The following is a 22,798-nucleotide window of genomic DNA, read 5'->3' on the forward strand; positions in this document are numbered from 1 at the left end:
CGATTGAAGCGCAGCATCGACCTTGGCATCCTGTTCTCCCGTTCGGGGACGTACAGCCTGATGGGCGGGGCCAGCCGTCTTGGCGCCCTGAAGGCCATTGCGCAGGTCAATCGCGACGACCGCTTCGACATCGCCTTCCGGGCGGTGGAACGCGATCCTCAGGGCAATGTGGATGCCTATGCCCCCTTGTGCGAGCAGATCCTGCAGGGCAGCGGTGCGCGCCACGTCATCGGCTGCACGACATCATGGAGCCGCAAAGAGGTCATCCCCTCGTTGGAACGGCGCGACGGGGCGCTGTGGTATCCGGTCCCCTATGAAGGGTTCGAGACGTCCGACCGCGTCGTCTATACCCATGCCTGCCCCAACCAGCATCTGTTGCCGCTGCTGGATCATGCCTTCGCGCAATATGGCACCGGCAGCTATCTGACCGGATCGAACTATATCTGGGGCTGGGAAATGAACCGCCTTGCGCGCGAGGCCGCGCGCCGTGCCGGGGGCGAGGTGCTGGGCGAACGCTATCTGCCGCTCGGCTCGGTCGAGGTCGCCCGGATCGTGGACGAGATCGCCGCATTGCGCCCCGATTTCGTGCTGAACCAGCTGATCGGCGCCTCGCAATACGCGTTTCTGGCGGCGATGGCCGATCTGCGCGTTCGCGATCCGTATTTCGGCGCGGGCCATTGCCCAATCCTGTCCTGCAACCTGACGGAATCCGAACTGCCCCAGATCGGCCCCGCATCCGAGGGGCTGATCGCCGCCGGGCCGTGGTTCCGGGGCAGTGACCGCCTGCCGCAGGGCGGCACGATCCTTGGGCCGCAGTGCGGTGACGGGGCGCAGGATTTCGGTTCGTCCTTCGAGGCCGTGGCCCATGCCTCGGTCATGATGCTGGCCCGGCTGCTGTCGCATCGCCCCGGGGCCGAGGATCTGCCCCTGTCGCAGCTGCTGGCGCTTCCCGTTGCGGCGCAGCTGGGGATCAGCGCGCGCACCCATCACACCCGCCTGCCGGTGGTCATCGCGCAGGTCCGCGACGGCGCCTTTGTCGCGCTGAAGACCATCGCCCCGATCGAGGGCGATCCCTATCTGACCTTCGCGGGCAAGACCCAGGCCCCGGCTTTGCGGGTGGTGACATGACGCGCCGTTTGCAGATCCCCGATCTGGGTGGGGCGCGGGCGGCGATCCTGCATCGCCCGCATCCGACCGTCGCAGCCCTGACCCGCCAGCTCGAGGCGATCGGTCTGCGGGTCGAGGCGCATTGGCCCGAACTGCCCGCATCGGCGCGCGGCGCCGATTACCTGTTTCTGGATGTCGATACCGCGCATGAGGATCAGTTTCCGTGGACACCCGGCCAGTCGCCCATGCCCACCATCGCACTGGTCGGGTCCGAGGCGCCGGGCCGGATCGAATGGCTGATGAATTTCGGCGCCGATGCGCAGATCCTGAAACCCGTGGGCACCAGCGGCGTCTATTCCGCGCTGCTGATCGCGCGGGCGACCTTTGATGCGCGCGCCGAGATGGCCGACCGCATCGACAGCCTGCGCCGCAGGCTGGGCCAGCGCCAGACCGTGGTGCGCGCGGTCGCCCTGCTGGCCGCGCGGGGCCGGTCCGAGGATGCCGCCTATGACCAGCTGCGCGCGATGGCGATGGCCTGGCGCATCAGTTTTGAGGATGCGGCGGAACGCATCGTGGCGGATGCCCCAACGCGCGAGGCCGATCATGGCTGACACTTCCCCCATTCCCCTGCATGCGCCCGCCGCCCCGGCGGGGGTGCTGCGCCGGCTGATGCGGCGCAAGCTGGCGCTGTTCGGGCTGGCGATCATCGTAGCCGTTGTCGGGGGCGCCATTCTGGCCCCATGGATCGTCCGATATGGCCCGAACGAACAGCTGTTCGACGGGCTGACGCTGCAAGGCGCGCCGATGCCGCCGGGCGGGGATTTTCTGTTGGGCACCGATCTGCTGGGCCGCGATCTGTTCGCCCGGATGCTGTACGGGGCGCGCACCTCGCTGATCATCGGGGTGGTGGCCAATGGCGCGGCGCTGATCATCGGCACACTGGTCGGGCTGACGGCGGGCTTTCTGCGCGGATGGGTGGGCGCGGTGCTGATGCGGTTCACCGATCTGATGATGGCCTTTCCGGCGCTGTTGCTGGCGATCTGTCTGGCGGCGATCTTTCAGCCCTCGCTGTGGATCGTGGCGATGGTCATCGCGCTGGTGAACTGGGTGCAGACCGCCCGCGTTGTCTATACCGAAACGACCAGCCTGGCGGAACGCGAATTCATCGCCGCCGAGCGCACGCTTGGCGCATCCGGGTCGCGCATCCTGTTCCGTCACATCCTGCCGCATCTGGTGCCGACGCTGATCGTGTGGGGCACGCTTGGGATTTCTGTCACCGTGCTGCTGGAGGCGACGCTAAGCTTTCTTGGCGTGGGCGTGCAGCCTCCGACCCCCAGCTGGGGCAATATCATCTTTGAAAACCAGACCTATTTTCAGGCGGCCCCGTGGCTGGTCTTCATCCCCGGCGCGGCGATCCTGTTGCTGGCGCTGGCCTTCAATCTGGTCGGCGACGCACTGCGCGACGTGCTGGACCCGACGCAAAGGGGGCGCGACTGATGGCCGGATATCTGTGCCGCCGCGTCTTTGCCGCGCTGATGATCCTGCTGGGGGTCAGCTTCATCACCTTCGTGCTGCTCTATGTGCTGCCTGCCGATCCGGTGCGCCAGATCGCGGGCCGGTCGGCTACCGCGCAGACCGTGGAGAACATCCGCCAGCAGCTGGGTCTGGATCAGCCGCTGCTGGTGCAATACGCGCGCTATCTGGCCGGGCTGGTGCAGGGCGACATGGGCCGCAGCTATCTGCAACGGACCGAGGTGTCGTCGCTGATCACCGCCCGGCTGCCCGCATCGCTGCTGCTGATGGCGGGCGGGATCGTCTGCGAGTTGCTGATCGGCCTGACGCTTGGCGTGATCGCGGCGATCTTTCGCGGACGCCCGCTGGATCAGGGGCTGATGGTGACCAGCTTTGTCGCGGTCTCGGCCCCGCAATTCGTGGTGGGCCTGCTGCTTTTGTATGTCTTTGCGGTCCAGCTGGGCTGGTTTCCCATCGGCGGATACGGCACGGCGGCGCATCTGGTGCTGCCTGCGGTGACGTTGGGGATCATGGGGTCGGGCTGGTATTCGCGCATGATGCGGTCGTCGATGATCGAGGTTCTGCGCCAGGATTACATCCGCACCGCGCGGGCCAAGGGCCTGACCCGCAGCCGCATCCTGTTCCGCCATGCCCTGCCCAATGCGATCCTGCCGATCATCGCCATGATCGGCATCGATATCGGCATCTTCATGGGCGGGCTGGTCGTGGTGGAAAGCGTCTTTGGCTGGCCCGGCATCGGCCAGCTGGCATGGCAGGCAATCCAGCGCGTCGACATTCCCGTCATCATGGGGGTCACCATGGTGTCGGCCACCGCCATCGTGCTGGGCAACCTGCTGGCCGACATCGTCACACCCTTCATCGATCCGCGCATCAAGATGCGGTGACACCGTCCACCTTCAACAGGGATGTTTACCATGAAAAATCTGCTTTGTTCCTCGGCCCTTCTGGCGGCGCTGGCCTTGCCCGCGATGGCGCAGGATTATACCCCCGATCCGGCGGCCACGCCCGGCGGCACGATCACCGTCACCTATAAGGACGATGTGGCGACGCTGGATCCGGCCATCGGCTATGACTGGCAGAACTGGTCGATGATCAAATCGCTGTTTGACGGGCTGATGGATTACGTCCCCGGCACGACCGAACTGCGCCCCGGCCTTGCCGAAAGCTATGAGGTGTCGGAAGACGGCACCGTCTTTACCTTTGCGCTGCGGCAGGGCGTCACCTTCCACAATGGTCGCGAGATGACGGCCGAGGATGTGAAATACTCGCTGGACCGCGTGACCAACCCCGAAACGCAATCGCCCGGCGCGGGGTTCTTCGCGTCGATCGCGGGCTATGATGCGGTGACGGCGGGCGAGGCCGACAGCCTGTCCGGCGTCGAGGTCGTGGACCCCCTGACCATCCGCATCACTCTGTCGCGCCCCGATGCGACCTTCCTGCATGTCATGGCGCTGAATTTCGCATCCGTCGTGCCGCAGGAGGTGGTCGAGGAATTCGGCGCCGATTTCGGCACCAATCCGGTCGGCACCGGGGCCTTTACGCTGGCCGAATGGACCATCGGCCAGCGCGTCGTGTTCGAAAAGAACGCCGATTACTGGCGCGACGGCGTGCCCTATCTGGACGGCGTGACCTTCGAGGTGGGACAGGAACCCATCGTCGCCCTTCTGCGCCTGCAACAGGGAGAGGTGGATGTGCCCGGCGACGGCATCCCCCCCGCCAAGTTCCAGGAGGTGATGGACGATCCCGATCAGGCCGCCCGCGTGGTCGAGGGGGGGCAGCTGCATACCGGCTATATCACCCTGAACGTGAACACCCCGCCCTTTGACCAGTTGGCCGTGCGCGAGGCCGTGAACATGGCGATCAACAAGGATCGCATCATTCAGGTCATCAACGGCCGCGCCGTGCCCGCGACCCAGCCTCTGCCACCCTCCATGCCCGGCTATACCGAAGGGTTCGCGGGCTTCCCCTATGATGTCGAGGGCGCGAAAGCCAAGCCGGCCGAGGCGGGTCTGGCCGACGGGTTCACCACCGAACTTTATGTCATGAACACCGATCCCAACCCGCGCATCGCGCAGGCCATCCAGCAGGATCTGTCCCAGATCGGCATCGAGGTCGAGATCCGCAGTCTGGCGCAGGCCAATGTGATCGAGGCCGGCGGTGCCGGAGAGGCGCCGATGATCTGGTCGGGCGGCATGGCGTGGATCGCTGATTTCCCCGATCCGTCGAACTTCTACGGCCCCATTCTGGGCTGCGCGGGCGCGGGTGACGGCGGCTGGAACTGGTCCAAGTTCTGCGACGAGGCGATCGATGCCACGGCGACCGAGGCCGACAGCTTTGTCGATCCCGCATCCCCCGAGCGGCTGGAGCTGTGGTCGCAGGTCTATCAGGACGTGATGGCCCAGGCCCCCTGGGTGCCGGTTTTCAACGAACAGCGTTATACGATGAAATCGGCGCGGATGGGTGGCGCGGATGCGCTGTATGTCGATCCGGTCTCGATCCCCGTCAATTATGACTATGTCTTCGTGACGGAATAACGCGATGTGCAGGAATTGCGATTACACGATCCACGGGGCGCAGCATCATTTTGGCTGGGACAATGCGATTGCCCCGGTTCAGACCGTCGCACCGGGGTCGACGATCCTGTTTCACTGTCAGGATTCATCGGCGGGCCAGCTTGGCCCGTCCAGCAGCGTGGCCGATGTGGCCGCGCTGGATTTCAGCAAGATCAACCCGGTCTCGGGTCCGATCTTCGTCGAAGGGGCGGAACCGGGCGATGCGCTGAAGATCACCCTGGAGGATTTTGCCCCGCGCGGGGATGGCGGGCGGGGCTGGGGCTGGACAGCCAATATTCCGGGCTTCGGCCTTTTGGCCGACCAGTTCACCGATCCGGCGCTGACGCTGTGGTGCTATGACGCCGCCACGCTGGCGCCCGCGCTGTGGGGCCAGCATGGCCGGGTGCCGCTGAAACCCTTTGCCGGGACCATCGGCGTGGCGCAGGCGGAACCGGGCCTGCATTCGGTGGTGCCGCCGCGCCGCACGGGCGGCAATCTGGACATCCGCGACATCGCCAAGGGCACGATCCTGTATCTGCCGGTCGAGGTCGCGGGCGCCCTGTTTTCGGTGGGCGACACCCATGCCGCGCAGGGCGACGGAGAGGTCTGCGGCACCGCCATCGAAAGTCCGATGGACGTGATGCTGACGCTGGATCTGGTCACGGGCGCGAACCTGAAGATGCCGCGCTTTACCACCCCCGGCCCGGTCACGCGTCATCTGGATACCAAAGGATACGAGGTGACGACCGGCATCGGCGCCGATCTGATGACCGGAGCGCGGCAGGCGGTGGAACAGATGGTCGATCTGCTGTGCGCGCAGCACGGCATGGCGGCGGTCGATGCCTATATGCTGGTCTCGACCTGCGGGGATCTGCGCATCTCGGAAATCGTCGATATGCCGAACTGGGTCGTGTCGTTCTATTTCCCGCGCTCGGTCTTCGAATGAGCGAACCGCTGCTGTCGGTGCGCGGCTTGACCGTGTCGGTCCGGGACCGGGGGGTGCTGCGCCCTCTGGTTTCGGATCTCAGCTTTGATCTGCGCGCGGGCGAGGTGCTGGCGATCGCGGGGGAAAGCGGTTCGGGCAAGTCGATCACCTCGCTGGCGCTGATGGGGCTGTTGCCCAACAACGTGGCCGTCACCTCGGGGCAGATGCTGCTGGACGGCACCGATCTGGCCCGCCTGTCCGAGGGTCAGATGCGCCCCCTGCGCGGGTCGCGGGTGGCGATGATCTTTCAGGAACCGATGACCTCGCTGAACCCGGTGCAGACCATCGGCACCCAGCTGACCGAGGCGGTCCGCGCCCATCAGCTCCTGTCGCGCAAGGCGGCACGGGTCGCCGCCATCCAGGCCCTGCGGCAGGTCCGCATCCCCGAACCCGACCGCCGGATGGGCCAGTATCCCCATGAATTGTCCGGCGGCATGCGCCAGCGCGTGATGATCGCGATGGCCTTGGCCCTGCGCCCCGCGCTGCTGATCGCGGACGAGCCCACCACCGCGCTGGACGTGACCGTGCAGCGAGAGGTTCTGGACCTGCTGCGCGATCTGCAGGCGCAGACGGGCACGGCCATCATCCTGATCACCCATGACATGGGCGTGGTGGCCGAAACCGCCGATCATGTGGTCATCATGCAGGCCGGTCGCAAGGTCGAGGACGGCACCACCCCTCAGGTCTTTGCCGCCCCGCGCGCGCCCTATACCCGCGATCTGCTGGCCGCCGTGCCCCGTCTTGGCGCCGGGGCCGAACGCGCCGCCCCCCTGCCGCCCGAGGCTGCGGTCCCGGTGGCGCGGCTGACGGATACCTCGGTCCATTTCGACATCGGGGCGAATTTTCTGGGCCGTCCGACCCACCGTGTTCACGCCGCCGTCGGCGTCAGCTTTGACATCCGCCCCGGCGAGACCTTCGGCCTTGTCGGCGAAAGCGGCTGCGGCAAATCCACCATCGCCAAGGCCTTGGCCGGTCTGGTCCCGCATCAGGGCCGGATCGACGTGGCGGGCCAGACCCTGTCCGATCTGGGCGCGCAGGCCCGCAAGGATATCTGCCGCGACATCCAGATGGTGTTTCAGGATCCCATGGCCGCGCTGGACCCGCGCATGAAGGTCGGTGATGCGGTGGCCGAACCGCTGGTCATCCACGGCATCGGCAGCCCTGCCGAACGCCGCGCCCGGACCGAGGATCTGTTCCGCCGCGTGGGCCTGACCCCCGACCAGATGGCGCGCTATCCGCATGAATTCAGCGGTGGGCAGCGCCAGCGCATCTGCGTGGCGCGCGCTTTGGCCCTGCGGCCCCGGCTGATCATCTGCGACGAAAGCGTTTCGGCGCTGGACGTGTCGGTACAGGCCCGCGTTCTGGCCCTGTTGCAGGAACTGAAGACCGATTTCGGCGTGTCCTATCTGTTCATCAGCCATGACATGGCGGTGGTCGAGAACATCGTCGACCGGCTGGCGGTGATGTATCTGGGCCAGATCGTCGAGATGGGCACCCGCGACCAGATCTTTGGCAATCCGCAGCACCCCTATACGCAGCGCCTGCTGGATGCGGTTCCGATCCCCGACCCCACCCGCAAGGGGCGCCCCTATCTGCGCCCGGCAGGCGAGCCGCCATCGCCGGTTCGCCGGATCGGCGATCCGGCCATCCGGGTCGCGCTGACCGATATCGGCGGCGGCCACCTGGTGGGGCTTGCACAGGCCTAAGACACCCGCCCGCGGACCTACCAAGGGTTATCGGCCGTCCCTCTGCGCTCGGGCATCGATATCGGGTCACGGACAGAGGCGTGGCTGTCGTCTTCCGTCGATCCGGAAAAGGTCGGCGGGTCACGGCCAGCATGGGGCGCTGTCGTCGCGCGGTCATGTCAGGCTCAGCACTGCCATCAGAACGATGCTGGCCCCGCGGGCAAGGTCCGCCCGAAGGCCCGGACCCTGATCGCGTTCGGCGGAACGCCAGACCCCGACAACCGCGACGATGTTATAGGGCACGGAAGGGACATAACCGGCACAGAGTGCCATCCACGGGCGATCAAGGGTCAGAAACGTCAGGAACAGGATGGTGGTCGTTATGTTGACCAGCAGGCCAATGGCGACCGTCCAGGTCCAGAAGGCCTCGGCCAGCGGCAGATCGCCCCGCCAAAGCGCGCGCAGCCTTGTCATGCGAACCCCCCAAGCGATATCTGCCGCGTCCTTGGCGGCTTTGGCGGCACACCAGCAAGGTGCCGGATCATTGCAGATGCTGCTGCGGCGCTCATGGAATGCTCCTGTGTCTCAAGGCTGCGGGGCCAGCGTCATCCATTCTTTATTCCCGCGTCCCGTGCAATCTTGCCGGGCGGCGGGGCGCCTGTCTTTGCCATTCTGCGTGACCGCACGTGACCCGGGGGTCTGCGAAGACGGCGCAATGCCGGTCCTCGGCACTTCAACGTTCTGTCCCGATCCGATACCACTGAAAACATGCCGCCATAAGCAGGGCTTTCGTGACCGCAAAACGACCCACGCTGGAAGATATCGCCTTGGTCGCGGGGGTCTCGCGGGCGACGGTCTCGCTTGTCGTGCGCCAGTCGCCTCTGGTGGCCGAACGCACCCGTCTGCGGGTCGAGCAGGTGATGGCCGATCTTGATTATGTCCGCGACATCGGCGCGGCGCGGCTGCGCAACAACAGCAGCCGGACGGTGGGGGTGATCGTGCCGAACCTGGTGAACTCGTTCTTTACCGAGTTTCTGACCGGCGTCGAACAGGTGATGCGCCAGCAGGACCGCGTGGTCCTGCTGGCCAACAGCGAGGATGACCCGCAGCGGCAGGACGAAATCCTGCAGCGGTTCCGGGGCCATGGCGTGGACGGGGTGATCCTGTGCCCGGCGGCGGGCACGGATGTCGCATTGCCGGGGCGGATGCAGCGATGGGGATTGCCCGTGGTGCAGGCCTTGCGCGAAGTCGGCCAGCAGGAAACCGACTATGCGGGCGCGGATTATATTGCAGGCGTCGGCATGGCCCTGCGACATCTGGTCGGTCTGGGGCATCGGCGCATCGCGTTTCTGTCGGTGCGGGCGATGACCTCGGCCAAGGCCGAACGGCTGAAGGGGTTTTCCCGGGGCATCGCCGAAACCGGCGCGCTTGACGCGGGCATCGTCGAGGCCGATCTGACATGGGAGGGCGCGGCCCATGCCGCCAACGCGGTCCTGTCCCTGCCATCCCGACCGACCGCGGTGCTATGTTTCAACGATGTCCTTGCGGCGGGGCTGATGCTGGGCCTGCGTCGGGCGGACCGCCAGCCCGGACGCGACATGGCCGTCGTGGGCCTGGACGATCTGCCATTGGCCGAACTGACCTATCCGCCGATGACCAGCGTCGCAATGTGCCCCGCCCGGATCGGCACCGAGGCGGCGCGGATGCTGGCGCGGCGGCTGGCCTCGCCTGCGTTGCCCCTTGAAAGGTTCATTCAACCGGCCCGCCTGATCAAGCGGGAAAGTTCTGGCCCGCGAATGGATTGACACACGGGCATTCTGGGTTTTAGATCGTTCTAAGTTGCAGGAATAGACACATCCGCAGGGGAGGGCAGATGTATCGCTTCAATTTCCAGCCGGTTTTCGACAATCTGGACATGCTGGCCTATGGGGCCTGGCTGACGGTTCAGTTGTCCTTCACGGCGATGGTGATCGGGCTGGTCGTGTCGGTTCTGGGGGCTGTCGCCAAGACCTCGGGCATCCGGCCGTTGCGCTGGATCGTCGATGTCTATGTCGAGGTGATCCGCAACACGCCCTTCCTGATCCAGATCTTCTTCATCTTCTTCGGCCTGCCCGCCTTGGGGATCAGCATGTCGCCCAACACGGCGGCGCTGGTGGCGCTGGTCGTCAATGTCGGCGCCTATGGGACCGAGATCATCCGTGCGGGCATCGAATCCATCCCGCAGGGTCAGATCGAGGCCGGGCGCGCGCTGGCCCTGACACCGACGCAGATCTTTCGCCATGTCGTGCTGAAGCCCGCATTGCGCAATATCTATCCTTCGCTGACCAGCCAGTTCATCTATCTGATGCTGACCTCCAGCGTGGTCTCGGTCATCTCGGCCAATGATCTGGCGGCGGCGGGGGCGGATCTTAACGCGCGCACCTTCGCCAGCTTCGAGATCTATCTGGCGCTGACGATCATGTATTTCCTGCTGGCTCTGGGCTTTTCGACGCTGTTCGGGACGTTGCGGCGGGTCTTCTTCAACTATCCGGCGGGGCGCTAGGATGATCCGGGAATTTTCCTCGGTCGATCTGATCTTCATCGCCATGGCGATCCGCTGGACGTTGATCCTGTCGGTCATCGCCTTTGTCGGCGGGGCGGCCGGGGGGCTGGTGCTGGCGCTGTCGCGCACCGCGGACAGCCGGGCGCTGCGCGGGCTGGCGATGGGCTTCATTCAGGTCTTTCAGGGCACGCCGCTGCTGATGCAGCTGTTTCTGGTCTATTTCGGGCTGGCCGTGCTGGGCCTGCCGATCGATCCGCTGGTTGCCGCCGCCGTTGCCCTGACCCTGCATGCCAGCGCCTTTCTGGGCGAGATCTGGCGCGGTGCCATCCAAGCCGTCCCGCAAGGCCAGTCCGAGGCCGCGACCGCGCTGGCGCTGTCCTACCCGGACCGGATGCGCCATGTGATCCTGCCGCAGGCCATGCGCGTCGCCACCGCCCCCACGGTCGGGTTTCTGGTGCAGCTGATCAAGGGCACCTCGCTGGCCTCGATCATCGGGTTCACCGAACTGACCCGCGCGGGCCAGATCGTCAACAACGCGACCTTTCAGCCGTTTCTGGTCTTTGGCACGGTCGCCGCGCTTTATTTCATCCTGTGCTGGCCGCTGTCTCTGCTGGCCCGGCGGATGGAGGCGCGGATGCGCCTTGCCATCACGCGCTGAGTTTTTTTCTGAGGAGGAGAATACCATGACCCTGACCCGTCGCCTGTTCGCGGCCCTTGCCGCCACCACCCTGATCGCGGCCCCCGCCATGGCCGCCGATCTGCAGACCGTCCGCGATGCGGGCACGATCCGCATCGGCATGCTGGTCGATTTCCCGCCCTTCGGCATTCAGGATGCCTCGGGCAATCCCGACGGCTATGACGCCGATGTGGCGCTGGCACTGGCCGAACATCTGGGCGTCGCGGCGCAGATCGTGCCGGTCACCGGCCCGAACCGCATTCCCTATCTGTTGTCGGGGCAGGTCGATGTGCTGGTCGCATCCCTCGGCATCACCGCCGAACGGGCCGAGCGGGTCGATTTCTCGACCCCCTACGCGGGGATCGCGATCGGCGTCTATGGCGGCACCGATGTGGCGGTCGCGGGCCCCGAGGATCTGGCGGGCAAGTCCATCTCGGTCGCCCGCGCCTCGACCCAGGATACCGGCGTGACCGAGGTCGCGCCGGAAGGCACCGAGATCCGCCGCTTTGACGACGACGCCAGCGCGGTGCAGGCGCTGATGTCGGGGCAGGTGCAGACCATCGGTCTGTCGAACGTGGTCTTTTCGCAGATCGCCGGTGTGGCGGGCGACCGTTTCGACAAAAAGTTCGATCTGTCCAGCCAAGTTCAGGGCATCGCCGTCGCCCCGGATTCGGACGCCCTGCTGGACGAGATCAACGCCTTCGTCAGCGCGGCGCGCACCGACGGCACGCTGGACGCCATCCATCAGGAATGGCTGGGCGAGCCGCTGCCCGATTTCGTCAAGACTGCCGAGTGACCGGACGCGCCCGGCCCGTGACGGCCGGGCGCCCTTGCCGAAGGGGACCGCCGATGACCGAACATGCCATCACCATGCGCGCCGTGAACAAGTATTACGGCGCCTTTCATGCGCTGGTCGATATCGACCTGACCGTCGAACGCGGCGAGCGGATCGTGATCTGCGGCCCCTCGGGGTCGGGCAAATCCACCCTGATCCGCACCATCAACCAGCTGGAGGCGATCCAGTCCGGTCAGATCGTTGTGGACGGGATCGCGCTGACCGGCGGCGACAACGTCGCCAAGGTCCGGCAGGACGTCGGCATGGTCTTTCAGTCCTTCAACCTGTTTCCGCATATGACGGTGCTGGAAAACTGCATGCTGGCACCGATGAAGTCCCGCAAGATCCCCCGCGCCGAGGCCGAGGCGACCGCGCGCCAATATCTGGACCGCGTCAAGATCCCCGAACAGGCCGACAAGTATCCCGCCCAGCTGTCGGGCGGCCAGCAGCAGCGTGTGGCCATCGCCCGTGCGCTGTGCATGAAACCCCGCATCATGCTGTTCGACGAACCGACCAGCGCCCTGGACCCCGAGATGGTCAAGGAGGTGCTGGACACGATGATTGATCTGGCCCGCGAGGGCATGACCATGCTGTGTGTCACGCATGAGATGGAATTCGCCCGCGCCGTCGCCGATCGGGTGATTTTCATGGACAAGGGCGTCATCGTCGAGGAAAACGCCCCCGAGGCATTTTTCGGCAACCCGCAGAACGAGCGTCTGCAGAACTTTCTGGGTCAGATCGCGTGAACCGTTCTTGGGTTCCTTCACCAGACTCTCGCAAGCCCGCCGAGATGCACGACATGGCCCGCGCGGCGCAGGTTCGGACCGTCCTGAACCTTGGGTGCGGCTGGCGTTTGCCGGGCGACAGGCGCGGCAGCCTTTGATCCATCGCCACTTCACCGCAGCACCCACGCGGGCGGGCTGGCGCGGCGCAGGTCTTGCGGTCCGCTGCGCGCAGCATCCCGGCGCGAACCTGTCCCACCCTGCCACGCCCAGACCCAAGGAGATCCCCCGATGACCCCACCCTTTGATCCGACATCCGCTGCCCGTGTGCTGCTGGACGTGCGGGCCGGTGCCCCGCGTCCCGCAGGCTTGCCCGCGACGCCAGCCGACACGGCGGGCGCCTATGCCGTGCAGACCGGGGTAATGCGCGCATTGGGGGGGCGGGTCAGCTGGAAGATGGCCCTTCTGGGTGGCCGCGACCGTCATGCCGCCCCGATGCCAGCCGGCGAGGTCGCGGCAAGCGGCGCCAGCCTGCCGGCACTGCCCCATGATGCCGCGATCGAGGTCGAGACGGCGTTCATCCTTGGGGCGGATCTGCCAGCCAAAACGACGCCCGCCACGGCGCTGGACGCCGTTGCCGAGGTCCGTCTGGCGTTCGAGCTGGTCGCCTCCCGCTATGCCGACCGGACCGCCGTGCCGCCGTTGGCGGTGATGGCCGACAGCTTCAGTTCGGCAGGCATCGTTCTGGGCGATGTCATTCCCGACTGGCGAGGCGATCTGAACCAGCCGCTTGGCCTGACGCTGGCTTTGGATGGCCTGCCCGTCGCTGCGCCCGAGCAGGCCCCGACCCTGTCCGACACCGCCGAGTTTCTGGCCTGGCTGGCAACCCATGCGGCAGAACAGGACATGCCGCTGGTGGCAGGCACGGTGATCATCACCGGCGCGCGCATCGGCCCGATCCCCCTGCATGGCGCGCAGGAGGCCGTTGCCGGTTTCGGGCCGAGGCAGGTCAGGGTCGCTTTCTCCGCCACGTGATGGATGATGCCTGGGGGTGGATCGTGCTGCGAAATTGCGGTCCTAGGCCGGTATGAAAGGGCGCCCGGATCGGTGATCGTCCGGAGACCGGCCTTGATGGCTTCGGCGTGCTTCGGCGCGACAGAGGCTCTGCCGGGATCGCAGCGATCACGCCGCCGAGAGATTCGGCCCCCCACCACATTGCGGTAGTCAAATGACCCTTTCAGAACCAATGTGATCGATTTCAGGCAGAAGCGTCACAGCGCCAAATATTGTTCGTATGCGTCAAAACAGTCACGCTATGAAGGGGTCGATCTATAACCGGAAGGGCTGCTTTCCCGAAAACCTCTGTGTGCAGGCATCCGTTAAACGTCGAGGTGGCGCGAACCCGTCCGGCGAACCTTTAAGTCATTCACAACCATAAGCTTAAATTTTATTTGCACATATTGCCTGCGTCTTACATGGTAAAGATTACAAAGCAGGGAGGCGCGTCGGATGACCATCATAGACCAGACGATCGTTGGGCTTCTGCTTCACATCCATGGGCCCAAGCCGCATCGTGGCGCGGCAGAGGCCAATGCAAAGGTCGGCACCGTTCTTGGCGCGACCTTCACGCATCTGGGGGAGCATCCGGAGGCGGTGCCCGGTCCGGCACCGAACGGCCCGCATCTGTGCCACTGATCCGGCACGGATAACGGCATCACGGCCATGAAAAAACCGCCAAGGACAACGGTCCCTGGCGGCGAAATGGTAAAGCGACGTAACAACAGACCGGGCACTGCCCGCTGATCGTTCGGCGTCACAACGACTTGTCTGCGCAAAAGTTTCCATGACGTGGCGGCAGGTTGCCGCAAAACCCGCCCCAACACCGGATTTCGGCAATGGGGCGGGGGGTTCAGCCGTTGACGGGCGGCTGCGTTTCGGGCGGAATCGGGCAGGCATAGGGGTGATCGGCCAGATGGGCGGCATGCGCGGCCTTGGCGGCGGCGATCAGCCCCGGGGTGGTCAGCGCCGCATGGGCCGTCGCGGCCATCAGCTTGGCGGCATGCAGCATGCCTTTATGCGCGGCGGGCGCCTTGCCCTGCGCGGTCTGCTGCCAGCTGTGCAGCGCGGTGCCCACCGCACAGGTCGCCACCCGCGCCTGTACCGTCGGCACGGCCCAGCTGACATCGCCCACATCGGTCGATCCCATGCCGCCCATGAAGGGCCGGTCCAGCGCTGCGATGAAATTGCACAGGGGCAGCTCGTAATCGGGCTTCATCGCAAGGCGCCGGAACGTGTCGGCGATATCCTCGCGCGTCAGGCTTTCCCGTATGGCGGTGGCGAAGGCGGTATCTTCGGCGTCGAAGGGGACGGGGCCAAGCGCCTCGAACTGCGCCTGCATGGCGCGCGACAAAGGCAGGTTCTCGGTCAGGTTCGACACCGCCGAAAAGACCCGAGAGGTCACCGTCGTCCCCGACATCAGCGCCGCCCCGTCCGCGATGGCCCGGACCCGCGCGATCAGCGAGGACAGGCCCGCCAGATCGGGGCTGCGGATCAGCTGGCGCACGGTCGCCTTGGCCTGCACCACATTGGGCGCGATGCCGCCCGCATCCAGATAGGCGTAATGGACCCGCGCCGCATCGGGCATATGTTCGCGCAGATAGTTGATGCCGATGTTCATCAGCTCGACCGCATCCAGCGCCGACCGGCCCAGTTCGGGCGCGCCTGCCGCATGGGCGGCCTTGCCGTGAAAGGTGAAATCGATCCGCGTATTGGCCAAAGATCGCATGTCGTCGACCGCGTTGAAGCTGCCGGGATGCCAGGTGATGGCGATATCGACATCGTCGAACAGCCCGTCGCGCACCATATAGGTCTTGGCGGCGCCCCCTTCTTCCGCCGGGCAGCCGTAATAGCGGACGCGGCCGGGAATGCCCTCGGCCTCCAGCCAGTCCTTGACGGCGGTGGCCGCCGACAGGGCCGCCGACCCCAGCAGGTTATGCCCGCAGCCATGGCCAAAGCCGTGATCGGCGATCTGATGCGGCTTGGCCAGACCGGGTTCCTGCGACAGGCCGGGCAGGGCGTCGTATTCGCCAAGAATCGCGATGACCGGGCCGCCGGTTCCCGCCTCGCCCATCACCGCCGTCGGGATGCCGGCCAGATGCTCGGTCACGCGAAAGCCCTGATCGCGCAGCATCCGGGTATGGGCGGCGCAGGATTTCACCTCGCCATAGGCCAGTTCGGGCGTGTCGAAGACCTGGTCGGCCAGGCCGGTAAACGCATCCGCGCGGGCATCGACCAGCGGCCAGAGAGGGTTGTCGTTTCGCATGATGCCATCCTTGGGGCAGGGGGTCAAAAGGTCGGGCGCGACCGCAATCCCGCTTGGCCTTCAGGGTATGATGCGCTAAGCAGAAGTCAATCGCCGATATCAATGCGTTTTCCTCATAGGATGCCGATGGAACCGGATAACGCCGCCGCCGACCGGGACCGCCGCGCCGGAATTTCCCTGCGCGAGCTGGAGGTTTTGCAGGCGCTGGTGGCGGCAGGCACGGCGATCAGTGCGGCGCGCAAGCTGCAGATGTCGCAATCCGCCGTCAGCCGCAGGTTGGCGCAGCTGGAGGACCGGCTTGGCTTCAAGCTGTTCTTGCGCCTGAATGGCAGGCTGGTGCCCACGATCGAGGCATTGTCGCTGAGCGAGCAGCTGACACCGGTGCTGGATACGCTGGCCCGACTGATCAGCCGGTCCGACCGGTCTTGCGACGCGCATCAGGGCAGCCTGTCCATCGTGGCGCCGCCGACCATCGCGCACCGCTTTCTGCCGGGCCCGATCGCGGCCTTCAAGCGGCGCAACCCCGATTGCCAGATCGTCTTCGACGTGCTGGCCAGCGACAGCCTGCTGACCGGCATTGCCGAGGGGCGGTTCGACATCGGCATGACCGACAGCAGCGTCCCCCATGACGGCGTCACATCCGAACCGTTGCTGGAAACCAAAGCCATCTGCGTTCTGCCCCGGGGCCATCCTCTGGCCGTCCTCGACGTGATCCGCCCCGAGGATCTGCAGGACGAGCCGTTCATCGCCCTGTCGCGCCGCCATTCCAGCCGGGCGGCCATCGACCGGATGTTCGACAAGGCGGGGCTGCGGCTGAACATCGTGCTGGAGGCGTCGACCAACGTGTCGGTCATCCAGTTCGTGCGCGAGGGGCTGGGCGTGTCGCTGCTCAATCCGTTCCCGCTGGATCACGACTTGGGCGACCGGGTGGCAATGCGCCCGTTCCTGCCCGCGATTCATTATTGCACGAATTTCCTGATGCCCTCCAGCCGGGCGCCCTCGGCGGTGACGCGGGCCTTTGTTCAGGATGTCCGGGCCAGTCTGGAAGGGGGGCTGGGCCGGGGCGCCGATCCCCCCGGCGCGGTGATCGATCCCGACGCCTGCCCATGACCGCCCCCCGACAAAGGACTTGCCCGTGACCCGACTTTCCAGCCGTGACATTCTGGCCCAGCTGATCGCGTTTGACACGACCAGCCGCGATTCGAACCTGCCCCTGATCGATCATGTCCGCGATTATCTGGCAGGGTACGGTGTCGAATGCCGTCTGGTGATGGACGCGACGGGGCAAAAGGCCAATCTGTGGGCGACCATCGGACCTGCCGACCAGCCGGGGGTGATTTTGTCGGGCCATACCGATACGGTGCCGGTGGATGGTCAGGACTGGGCCAGCGACCCGTTCACGCTGACCGAACGGGACGGACGCCTGTATGGGCGCGGCACCTGCGACATGAAGGGCTTCCTTGCCTGCGTACTGGCCGCCGTGCCCGAATTCGCGGCCCGCGATCTGACCCGCCCGGTGCATCTGGCCTTCTCCTATGACGAAGAGGTCGGCTGTGTCGGCGTCATCGGCCTGCTGGAGATGCTGCAGGCCGAGGGCATCCGTCCGGCGATGTGCATCGTGGGCGAGCCCACATCGATGCAGGTGGTGATCGGGCACAAGGCCAAACGCTCGATGCGGGTGACGGTGCGGGGCAGGGCGTGCCATTCCTCGCTGGCGCCGCAAGGGGTGAACGCGGTCGATTACGCCGCCCTGCTGGTGGTGCGCATGCAGGACATCTCGGCGCGGCTGGCCGCATCGGGCGGGCGTGATCCCGAATATGACATCACCCACAGCACCGCCCATACCGGTACGATCCGGGGCGGCACGGCGCTGAACATCGTGCCCGATCACTGCGTGATCGATTGCGAATTCCGCGTCCTGCCATCCGAGGATGCCGATGCGCTGGTGCAGGAGCTGCGCGATTATGCCAGCAACGAGCTGCTGCCGCAGATGCAGGCCATCGCGCCGGAAGCCGGGATCGACATCGACCTTTACGCTCAGTTCCCCGGTCTGGACACCGCCCCCGAGGCGCCGGTCGTCACCCTGACCAAGCGGCTGACCGGCAGCAATTCCCATTCCAAGGTCGCCTACGGGACCGAGGGTGGGCGGTTTCACCAGATGCTGGATGTGCCCACGGTCATCTGCGGGCCCGGATCGATCGGCGTGGCCCATAAGCCCGATGAATATATCGACCCGTCGCAGCTGGACGCCTGCGATGCGTTTCTGCGGCGGCTGGCCGACGAGATGTCCTGAACGTCCGACCCTTGCGCGCGAACACAATGCTGGTCAGGCGCGTGGATTATCGCCACAGTCCGGCCTTGGGGATCAGGGGCGCGCGGGGGCCGGGCATGAACGTGAAAAAGCGGCATCTGGCGCTGGTGGCGGCAGGTCTGGCCCTGATCCTGGCGATCTGGCAGGCGGATCGTCTGGCGCAGACCCATGCGTTGCAACAGGGGCAGGAGCGCGCCGAGACCGCGCTGAGCCTGACCGAAAACGCCCTTGGCGGTTATCTGGCGCGCTATCAGGCGATCCCGCAGCTGCTGGCCGGGCTGGAGGCCGTGCGCGATCTGGCCAGCCATCCCGACGACCCCGCCCGGCGCGGGGCGATCAATCGGCTGCTGGACCAGCGCAATGCCCTGCTTGAATCGTCCGACATCTATCTGATGCGCCCGGACGGGCTGACCATCGCGGCCTCGAACCATGCGCAACCGCAAAGCTTTGTCGGTCAGCGGTTCGATTACCGGCCCTATTTCACGCAGGCGCTGCAGGGCCAGCCGGGGCGGTTCTTCGGGCTGGGCACGACCTCGGGGGTCAGGGGGTATTATTTCTCGGCGCCGGTCCATGACGCGCAGGGGCGGATCGCCGCCGTGATCGCCGTCAAGATCGCGCTGGACGCGGTCGAGGCGTCGTGGCGGGCCCGCGATCTGCGCATCTTTGTCACCGACCCCGACGGTGTGCTGTTCATGGCCTCGCGCGCGGACTGGCGGTATCGGGTGATCATGCCCGATGCGGGGGACTGGCGCGCCCGGATGGATCCGACGCAGCGCTATGACGGCCAGACGATCCGCCCTCTGACGCGCAGCGACAGCGTTTCGGATGCGGTGCGCCTGACCCAGATTGCCGATGATCAGGGGCGGCGGGAATACATCGCCGTGTCCCGCCCGATGCCCGAGGCGGGCTGGACCGTGCATGTGCTGCTGGACACGGCCGAGCTGCGATCGCAGGCGCAGATGGTCGTCCTGCTGCTGATCCTGCTGGGCTGCGTGCTTGGGGCGGGGGCGCTGATTCTGGGTCAGCGGCGCGCGCGGATCGCCGAGCGGCTGGCGATGCAGATCCACGCCACCGCCGAACTGGAACGCCGCGTGGACGAACGCACCGCCGATCTGGCCCGCATGAACCGCCGTCTGCAGGCCGAGATCGCCGAACGCCGCGCGACCGAGGCCGAGCTGCGCGCCGCGCAGGACAGTCTGGTGCAGGTCGGCAAGCTGGCCGCCCTGGGCCAGATGTCGGCGGCCCTGTCGCACGAGATCAACCAGCCGCTGGCGGCGGCGCGCAATTATGCCGACAGCGCCGCCATCCTGATCGAGCGGGGCGACAGCCCGCGCGCGCGCGACAATGTCCGCCAGATCGTGGCGCTGCTGGACCGCATCTCGGCCATCGGCAAGCATCTGCGCAATGCCGCGCGCAAGCCCGGCGACCGGCTTGGCCCGGTGGCGCTGGCCCCGCTGCTGGTCGAGACGCGGATGATCCTGGCCTGCCGGCTGGCCGCCACGGATGCCGAACTGCTGCTGGATCTGCCCGCCGATCTGCCGCCGGTTCTGGCCGGTCCGACGCGGCTGCAACAGGTGCTGGTGAATTTGCTGGGCAATGCCATCGATGCGGTGTCCGGGGCGCCCGACCGCCGCATCATCCTGACGGCGCATGCAGGCGACGGGACGGTCACCATCACCGTGCGCGACCACGGCCCCGGCGTGCCCACCGCTTTGGCCGGGCGCATCTTCGATCCGTTCTTCACCACCAAGGGGCCGGGCGCCGGGATGGGGCTGGGCCTGTCGATCAGCGCCACGATCGTGCGCGATCTGGGCGGGCAGATCTCTTGCGAGGATGGCGGACCGGGCGCGCTGTTCCGGGTCTGCCTGCCCGTCGCGCAATCGGACCGGGTCGCCGCATGAGCCAGCCGCGGGTCATCCTTGTCGATGACGACGAACAGATGCGGACCTCGACCGCGCAGGCGCTGGATCTGGCGGGGTTCGCGGTGCAGACGGTCGCCTCGGGGGCCGATGCGCTGGCGCTGGCGGGACCGGGTTTCGACGGCGTCGTGGTCAGCGACATCCGCATGCCCGGCATGGACGGCATGACCCTGATGGCCCAGCTGCGCGAGATGGACCCCGATCTGCCGGTGATCCTGATCACCGGCCATGCCGAGGTGCAGCTGGCGATCGGCGCGATCCGGGCCGGGGCCTATGATTTTCTGGAAAAGCCCTTTGTGGTGCAGGATCTGGCGACCGTCATCCGCCGCGCCTGCGCCCATCGCGCGCTGGTCTTGGACAACCGCCGCCTGCGCGCCGTCGCGGGTCAGCGCGACGATGTCGAGGCGCGCCTGCCGGGCCGCACCCCGGTCATGGTCGATCTGCGCCACCGCGTCCGCGCCATCGGCGCCTCGGGGGCCGATACGCTGATCATCGGCCCGACGGGGGCGGGCAAAGAGGTCGTGGCCCGCGCCCTGCACGACATCTCGGCCCGCGCGGCCCGGCCTTTCGTCGCGATCAACTGCGCGGCCCTGCCCGAGGCGCTGATCGAAAGCGATCTGTTCGGCCACGAGGCGGGCGCCTTTCCCGGTGCCCTGCGTCCGCGCTATGGCAAGTTCGAACATGCGCGGGGCGGCACCGTGCTGCTGGACGAAATCGGCGCCATGCCGCTGGATCTGCAGGCGCGGCTGCTGCGGGTGCTGCAGGAACGGGTGATCACCCGGCTTGGGTCGAATGATCCCGTCGCGCTGGATGTGCGCTTTGTCGCCATCAGCAAGACCGATCCCGCCACGCTGGTCGCGCGCGGCCTGCTGCGCGAGGATTTGTACTGGCGGCTGAATGTCGCCGTGCTGCATGTGCCGCCTCTGGCCGCCCGGCGCGAGGATATCCCCCTGCTGTTCCTGCAGCTGATCCGCGAGGCTGCCGCCCGCCACAAGGTGCCCGAACGCCTGATCGACCCGGCCCGGCTGGCCGATCTGACCGCCCGCGACTGGCCCGGCAATGTCCGCGAATTGCGCAATCAGGCCGAGCGTTTCGTTCTGGGGCTGGAGCCCGAGGCCCTGCCCGAGGCCGGTGCGGCGGCGCGGCTGGCCGACCGGATGGCCGAATTCGAACGCAGCGTGATCGCCGGGGCCATCGCCGCGCATGGTGGCAGGCTGCGCCCGGTCTATGAGGCGTTGGGGATTTCGCGCAAGACGCTGTATGACAAGATGCAGCGGTACGGGCTGGACCGCCGCCTGCTGATCGACCCGTCCGAGGATGATCCCGCCTGAAACCAGCGGCTGTCCCGCCACGCCCGGCGCGCCGATGGGTAGAAATCCCTACATCCGCCGATGCGTTTGTCACCGATCCTACCCATCGCCCCCCATGACCCGCCGATTGTCGCGCCCCGGGCCGGTTTTGCGTTTGTGCAACCGCGCCCGTCTTGCGCATCCTGTCGTCCATCGGGGCGCCTGTTGAGGAGCGGGCGCCCCTTTCAGCCAGAATCGGGAGGTATCATGGCTTTCAAGACAATTTCGGGTGCGCTGATGTCAGCCACCCTGCTGAGCGCGCCTGCCTTTGCGCAGGATTATCCGGACCGTCAGGTCACCATGGTCGTGCCCTTCACGGCCGGGGGGCCGACGGACACCGTGGCGCGGCTGGTGGCCGAACGCATGTCCGCCGATCTGGGCGAGCAGATCGTGATCGAGAATATGGGCGGGGCTGGTGGCACCCTTGGCGCGGGCCGCGTGGCCGGGGCCGAGCCCGACGGCTATACCGTTCTGCTGCATCACATCGGCATGGCCACGGCGGAAACGCTGTACCGCAATCTGGCCTATGAGACGCTGGAGGCCTTCGATTATGTCGGTCTGGTGACCGAGGTGCCGATGGTCGTCGTCGCCCGTCAGGATTTCGAACCGGCGGATTTCGCGGGCTTCGTCGATTACGTCAAGGCCAATGCCGATGATCTGACGCTGGCCAATGCGGGCATCGGATCGGCCAGCCATCTGTGCGGCATGCTGCTGATGCAATCGCTGGAGGCGCCGCTGATCACCGTCCCCTATCAGGGGACCGGGCCTGCGATGACCGATCTACTGGGCGGTCAGGTCGATATCATGTGCGACCAGACCACCAACACGACGCAGCAGATCCAGGGCGACACCGTCAAGGCCTATGCCGTGACCACGCCCGACCGGCTGACGCTGTTTCCCGACCTGCCCACCGGCGCCGAATCCGGTCTGGACGGGTTCGAGGTGTCGATCTGGCACGGCATCTATACCCCCAAGGGCACCCCCGCCGAGGTGAACGAGCGTCTGGCGACCGCCCTGCAATCGGCCCTGGCCGATCCCGGCGTGGCCGAGGCGATGGCCAATCTGGGCACCGCGCCCTCCAGCGCCGAGGATGCGACCCCTGCCGCCCTGCAAGCCAAGCTGGAGGCCGAGATCGCCCGCTGGCAGCCGGTGATCGAGGCCGCAGGCGTCTACGCCGACTGATCGCGGCATCGGCCATGCGACCCCTGCGAACCTCTTGCGGGGTGGCGGGGGTCATCGCGGCCAGTGACATCAAGGGTC

At 66.5% G+C, this 22,798-nt stretch carries 21 protein-coding genes; 19 read left to right on the top strand and 2 right to left on the bottom strand.

Features of this window, described 5'->3' with window-relative positions; genetic code table 11:
- The first annotated feature begins 3 nt into the window (after positions 1–3).
- From EG885_RS00425 to EG885_RS00455, 7 genes are read left to right on the top strand one after another with little or no spacing between them, the layout of a single operon-like run.
- Positions 4–1,128, top strand: a complete 1,125-nt coding sequence (locus EG885_RS00425) for a transporter substrate-binding protein (RefSeq protein WP_131572493.1) — start codon at positions 4–6, stop codon at positions 1,126–1,128.
- A complete protein-coding gene (locus EG885_RS00430; protein WP_131572494.1) occupies positions 1,125–1,718 on the top strand; it encodes an ANTAR domain-containing response regulator in 594 nt (197 codons plus the stop codon). The genes EG885_RS00425 and EG885_RS00430 overlap by 4 nt, the downstream gene beginning before the upstream one ends.
- Positions 1,711–2,604, top strand: a complete 894-nt coding sequence (locus tag EG885_RS00435; RefSeq protein ID WP_131572495.1) for an ABC transporter permease — start codon at positions 1,711–1,713, stop codon at positions 2,602–2,604. The genes EG885_RS00430 and EG885_RS00435 overlap by 8 nt, the downstream gene beginning before the upstream one ends.
- Complete coding sequence (locus tag EG885_RS00440; RefSeq protein ID WP_131572496.1) at positions 2,604–3,524, top strand: ABC transporter permease; 921 nt, start codon at positions 2,604–2,606, stop codon at positions 3,522–3,524. Before EG885_RS00435 ends, EG885_RS00440 begins: the two co-directional genes overlap by 1 nt.
- Before the next feature lie 30 nt (positions 3,525–3,554).
- Positions 3,555–5,174 carry an ABC transporter substrate-binding protein gene (locus EG885_RS00445; RefSeq protein ID WP_131572497.1) on the top strand — a complete coding sequence of 540 codons (1,620 nt, stop codon included), beginning with the start codon at positions 3,555–3,557 and terminating at the stop codon, positions 5,172–5,174.
- 4 nt (positions 5,175–5,178) lie between these two features.
- Positions 5,179–6,138, top strand: a complete 960-nt coding sequence (locus EG885_RS00450) for an acetamidase/formamidase family protein (RefSeq protein WP_131572498.1) — start codon at positions 5,179–5,181, stop codon at positions 6,136–6,138.
- Positions 6,135–7,883, top strand: a complete 1,749-nt coding sequence (locus tag EG885_RS00455) for an ABC transporter ATP-binding protein (protein WP_131572499.1) — start codon at positions 6,135–6,137, stop codon at positions 7,881–7,883. Before EG885_RS00450 ends, EG885_RS00455 begins: the two co-directional genes overlap by 4 nt.
- A gap of 153 nt (positions 7,884–8,036) precedes the next feature.
- On the opposite strand, the gene EG885_RS00460 is transcribed toward EG885_RS00455, so the two are convergent.
- Positions 8,037–8,336 (bottom strand): hypothetical protein, encoded by a 300-nt coding sequence (locus tag EG885_RS00460; RefSeq protein ID WP_131572500.1) that lies wholly within the window; start codon positions 8,334–8,336, stop codon positions 8,037–8,039.
- A gap of 317 nt (positions 8,337–8,653) precedes the next feature.
- Between EG885_RS00460 and EG885_RS00465 the strand changes: the two genes are divergently transcribed.
- The 7 genes from EG885_RS00465 to EG885_RS00495 all read left to right on the top strand — a co-directional run bounded on the left by EG885_RS00465 (position 8,654) and on the right by EG885_RS00495 (position 14,332).
- Positions 8,654–9,667 (top strand): LacI family DNA-binding transcriptional regulator, encoded by a 1,014-nt coding sequence (locus EG885_RS00465; RefSeq protein WP_131572501.1) that lies wholly within the window; start codon positions 8,654–8,656, stop codon positions 9,665–9,667.
- 68 nt (positions 9,668–9,735) lie between these two features.
- Positions 9,736–10,404 (top strand): amino acid ABC transporter permease, encoded by a 669-nt coding sequence (locus EG885_RS00470; RefSeq protein WP_131572502.1) that lies wholly within the window; start codon positions 9,736–9,738, stop codon positions 10,402–10,404.
- A gap of 1 nt (position 10,405) precedes the next feature.
- Positions 10,406–11,062, top strand: coding sequence for an amino acid ABC transporter permease (locus EG885_RS00475; RefSeq protein WP_131572503.1), 657 nt, complete (start codon positions 10,406–10,408; stop codon positions 11,060–11,062).
- Between the two features lie 25 nt (positions 11,063–11,087).
- Positions 11,088–11,876 (top strand): transporter substrate-binding domain-containing protein, encoded by a 789-nt coding sequence (locus tag EG885_RS00480; RefSeq protein ID WP_131572504.1) that lies wholly within the window; start codon positions 11,088–11,090, stop codon positions 11,874–11,876.
- A gap of 53 nt (positions 11,877–11,929) precedes the next feature.
- Positions 11,930–12,661 carry an amino acid ABC transporter ATP-binding protein gene (locus tag EG885_RS00485; protein WP_131572505.1) on the top strand — a complete coding sequence of 244 codons (732 nt, stop codon included), beginning with the start codon at positions 11,930–11,932 and terminating at the stop codon, positions 12,659–12,661.
- 267 nt (positions 12,662–12,928) lie between these two features.
- Positions 12,929–13,672: a fumarylacetoacetate hydrolase family protein gene (locus tag EG885_RS00490; RefSeq protein WP_131572506.1), complete on the top strand. Its 744-nt coding sequence runs from the start codon at positions 12,929–12,931 to the stop codon at positions 13,670–13,672.
- A 474-nt stretch (positions 13,673–14,146) separates the two neighbouring features.
- On the top strand, positions 14,147–14,332 hold the full coding sequence (locus EG885_RS00495; RefSeq protein WP_131572507.1) for a hypothetical protein: 186 nt from the start codon (positions 14,147–14,149) through the stop codon (positions 14,330–14,332).
- Between the two features lie 214 nt (positions 14,333–14,546).
- Here EG885_RS00495 and EG885_RS00500 read toward each other — a convergent pair whose 3' ends face one another.
- Positions 14,547–15,959, bottom strand: coding sequence for an amidohydrolase (locus EG885_RS00500; protein WP_131572508.1), 1,413 nt, complete (start codon positions 15,957–15,959; stop codon positions 14,547–14,549).
- 126 nt (positions 15,960–16,085) lie between these two features.
- Here EG885_RS00500 and EG885_RS00505 point away from each other — a divergent pair, with 126 nt between their 5' ends.
- The 5 genes from EG885_RS00505 to EG885_RS00525 all read left to right on the top strand — a co-directional run bounded on the left by EG885_RS00505 (position 16,086) and on the right by EG885_RS00525 (position 22,720).
- Complete coding sequence (locus tag EG885_RS00505) at positions 16,086–17,069, top strand: LysR substrate-binding domain-containing protein (RefSeq protein WP_165570992.1); 984 nt, start codon at positions 16,086–16,088, stop codon at positions 17,067–17,069.
- Positions 17,070–17,094: 25 nt separating this feature from the next.
- Positions 17,095–18,252, top strand: a complete 1,158-nt coding sequence (argE, locus tag EG885_RS00510) for an acetylornithine deacetylase (RefSeq protein ID WP_131572510.1) — start codon at positions 17,095–17,097, stop codon at positions 18,250–18,252.
- A 95-nt stretch (positions 18,253–18,347) separates the two neighbouring features.
- Positions 18,348–20,171: a sensor histidine kinase gene (locus EG885_RS00515; RefSeq protein WP_131572511.1), complete on the top strand. Its 1,824-nt coding sequence runs from the start codon at positions 18,348–18,350 to the stop codon at positions 20,169–20,171.
- Positions 20,168–21,520, top strand: a complete 1,353-nt coding sequence (locus tag EG885_RS00520; protein ID WP_131572512.1) for a sigma-54-dependent transcriptional regulator — start codon at positions 20,168–20,170, stop codon at positions 21,518–21,520. Before EG885_RS00515 ends, EG885_RS00520 begins: the two co-directional genes overlap by 4 nt.
- 225 nt (positions 21,521–21,745) lie before the next feature.
- Positions 21,746–22,720 (top strand): tripartite tricarboxylate transporter substrate-binding protein, encoded by a 975-nt coding sequence (locus tag EG885_RS00525; RefSeq protein WP_131572513.1) that lies wholly within the window; start codon positions 21,746–21,748, stop codon positions 22,718–22,720.
- The last annotated feature ends 78 nt before the right edge of the window (positions 22,721–22,798 follow it).

Origin of the sequence: Paracoccus nototheniae, from assembly GCF_004335005.1 — a bacterium.
Lineage (GTDB): Bacteria > Pseudomonadota > Alphaproteobacteria > Rhodobacterales > Rhodobacteraceae > Paracoccus > Paracoccus nototheniae.

Bases quoted from the DNA above. Each gene is read 5' to 3' on its own strand.
- EG885_RS00430 (WP_131572494.1), top strand. From the start codon at position 1,125: ATGACGCGCCGTTTGCAGATCCCCGATCTGGGTGGGGCGCGGGCGGCG.
- EG885_RS00435 (WP_131572495.1), top strand. From the start codon at position 1,711: ATGGCTGACACTTCCCCCATTCCCCTGCATGCGCCCGCCGCCCCGGCG.
- EG885_RS00440 (WP_131572496.1), top strand. From the start codon at position 2,604: ATGGCCGGATATCTGTGCCGCCGCGTCTTTGCCGCGCTGATGATCCTG.
- EG885_RS00445 (WP_131572497.1), top strand. From the start codon at position 3,555: ATGAAAAATCTGCTTTGTTCCTCGGCCCTTCTGGCGGCGCTGGCCTTG.
- EG885_RS00450 (WP_131572498.1), top strand. From the start codon at position 5,179: ATGTGCAGGAATTGCGATTACACGATCCACGGGGCGCAGCATCATTTT.
- EG885_RS00455 (WP_131572499.1), top strand. From the start codon at position 6,135: ATGAGCGAACCGCTGCTGTCGGTGCGCGGCTTGACCGTGTCGGTCCGG.
- EG885_RS00460 (WP_131572500.1), bottom strand. From the start codon at position 8,336: ATGACAAGGCTGCGCGCGCTTTGGCGGGGCGATCTGCCGCTGGCCGAG.
- EG885_RS00470 (WP_131572502.1), top strand. From the start codon at position 9,736: ATGTATCGCTTCAATTTCCAGCCGGTTTTCGACAATCTGGACATGCTG.
- EG885_RS00475 (WP_131572503.1), top strand. From the start codon at position 10,406: ATGATCCGGGAATTTTCCTCGGTCGATCTGATCTTCATCGCCATGGCG.
- EG885_RS00480 (WP_131572504.1), top strand. From the start codon at position 11,088: ATGACCCTGACCCGTCGCCTGTTCGCGGCCCTTGCCGCCACCACCCTG.
- EG885_RS00485 (WP_131572505.1), top strand. From the start codon at position 11,930: ATGACCGAACATGCCATCACCATGCGCGCCGTGAACAAGTATTACGGC.
- EG885_RS00490 (WP_131572506.1), top strand. From the start codon at position 12,929: ATGACCCCACCCTTTGATCCGACATCCGCTGCCCGTGTGCTGCTGGAC.
- EG885_RS00495 (WP_131572507.1), top strand. From the start codon at position 14,147: ATGACCATCATAGACCAGACGATCGTTGGGCTTCTGCTTCACATCCAT.
- EG885_RS00500 (WP_131572508.1), bottom strand. From the start codon at position 15,959: ATGCGAAACGACAACCCTCTCTGGCCGCTGGTCGATGCCCGCGCGGAT.
- EG885_RS00505 (WP_165570992.1), top strand. From the start codon at position 16,086: ATGGAACCGGATAACGCCGCCGCCGACCGGGACCGCCGCGCCGGAATT.
- EG885_RS00515 (WP_131572511.1), top strand. From the start codon at position 18,348: ATGAACGTGAAAAAGCGGCATCTGGCGCTGGTGGCGGCAGGTCTGGCC.
- EG885_RS00520 (WP_131572512.1), top strand. From the start codon at position 20,168: ATGAGCCAGCCGCGGGTCATCCTTGTCGATGACGACGAACAGATGCGG.
- EG885_RS00525 (WP_131572513.1), top strand. From the start codon at position 21,746: ATGGCTTTCAAGACAATTTCGGGTGCGCTGATGTCAGCCACCCTGCTG.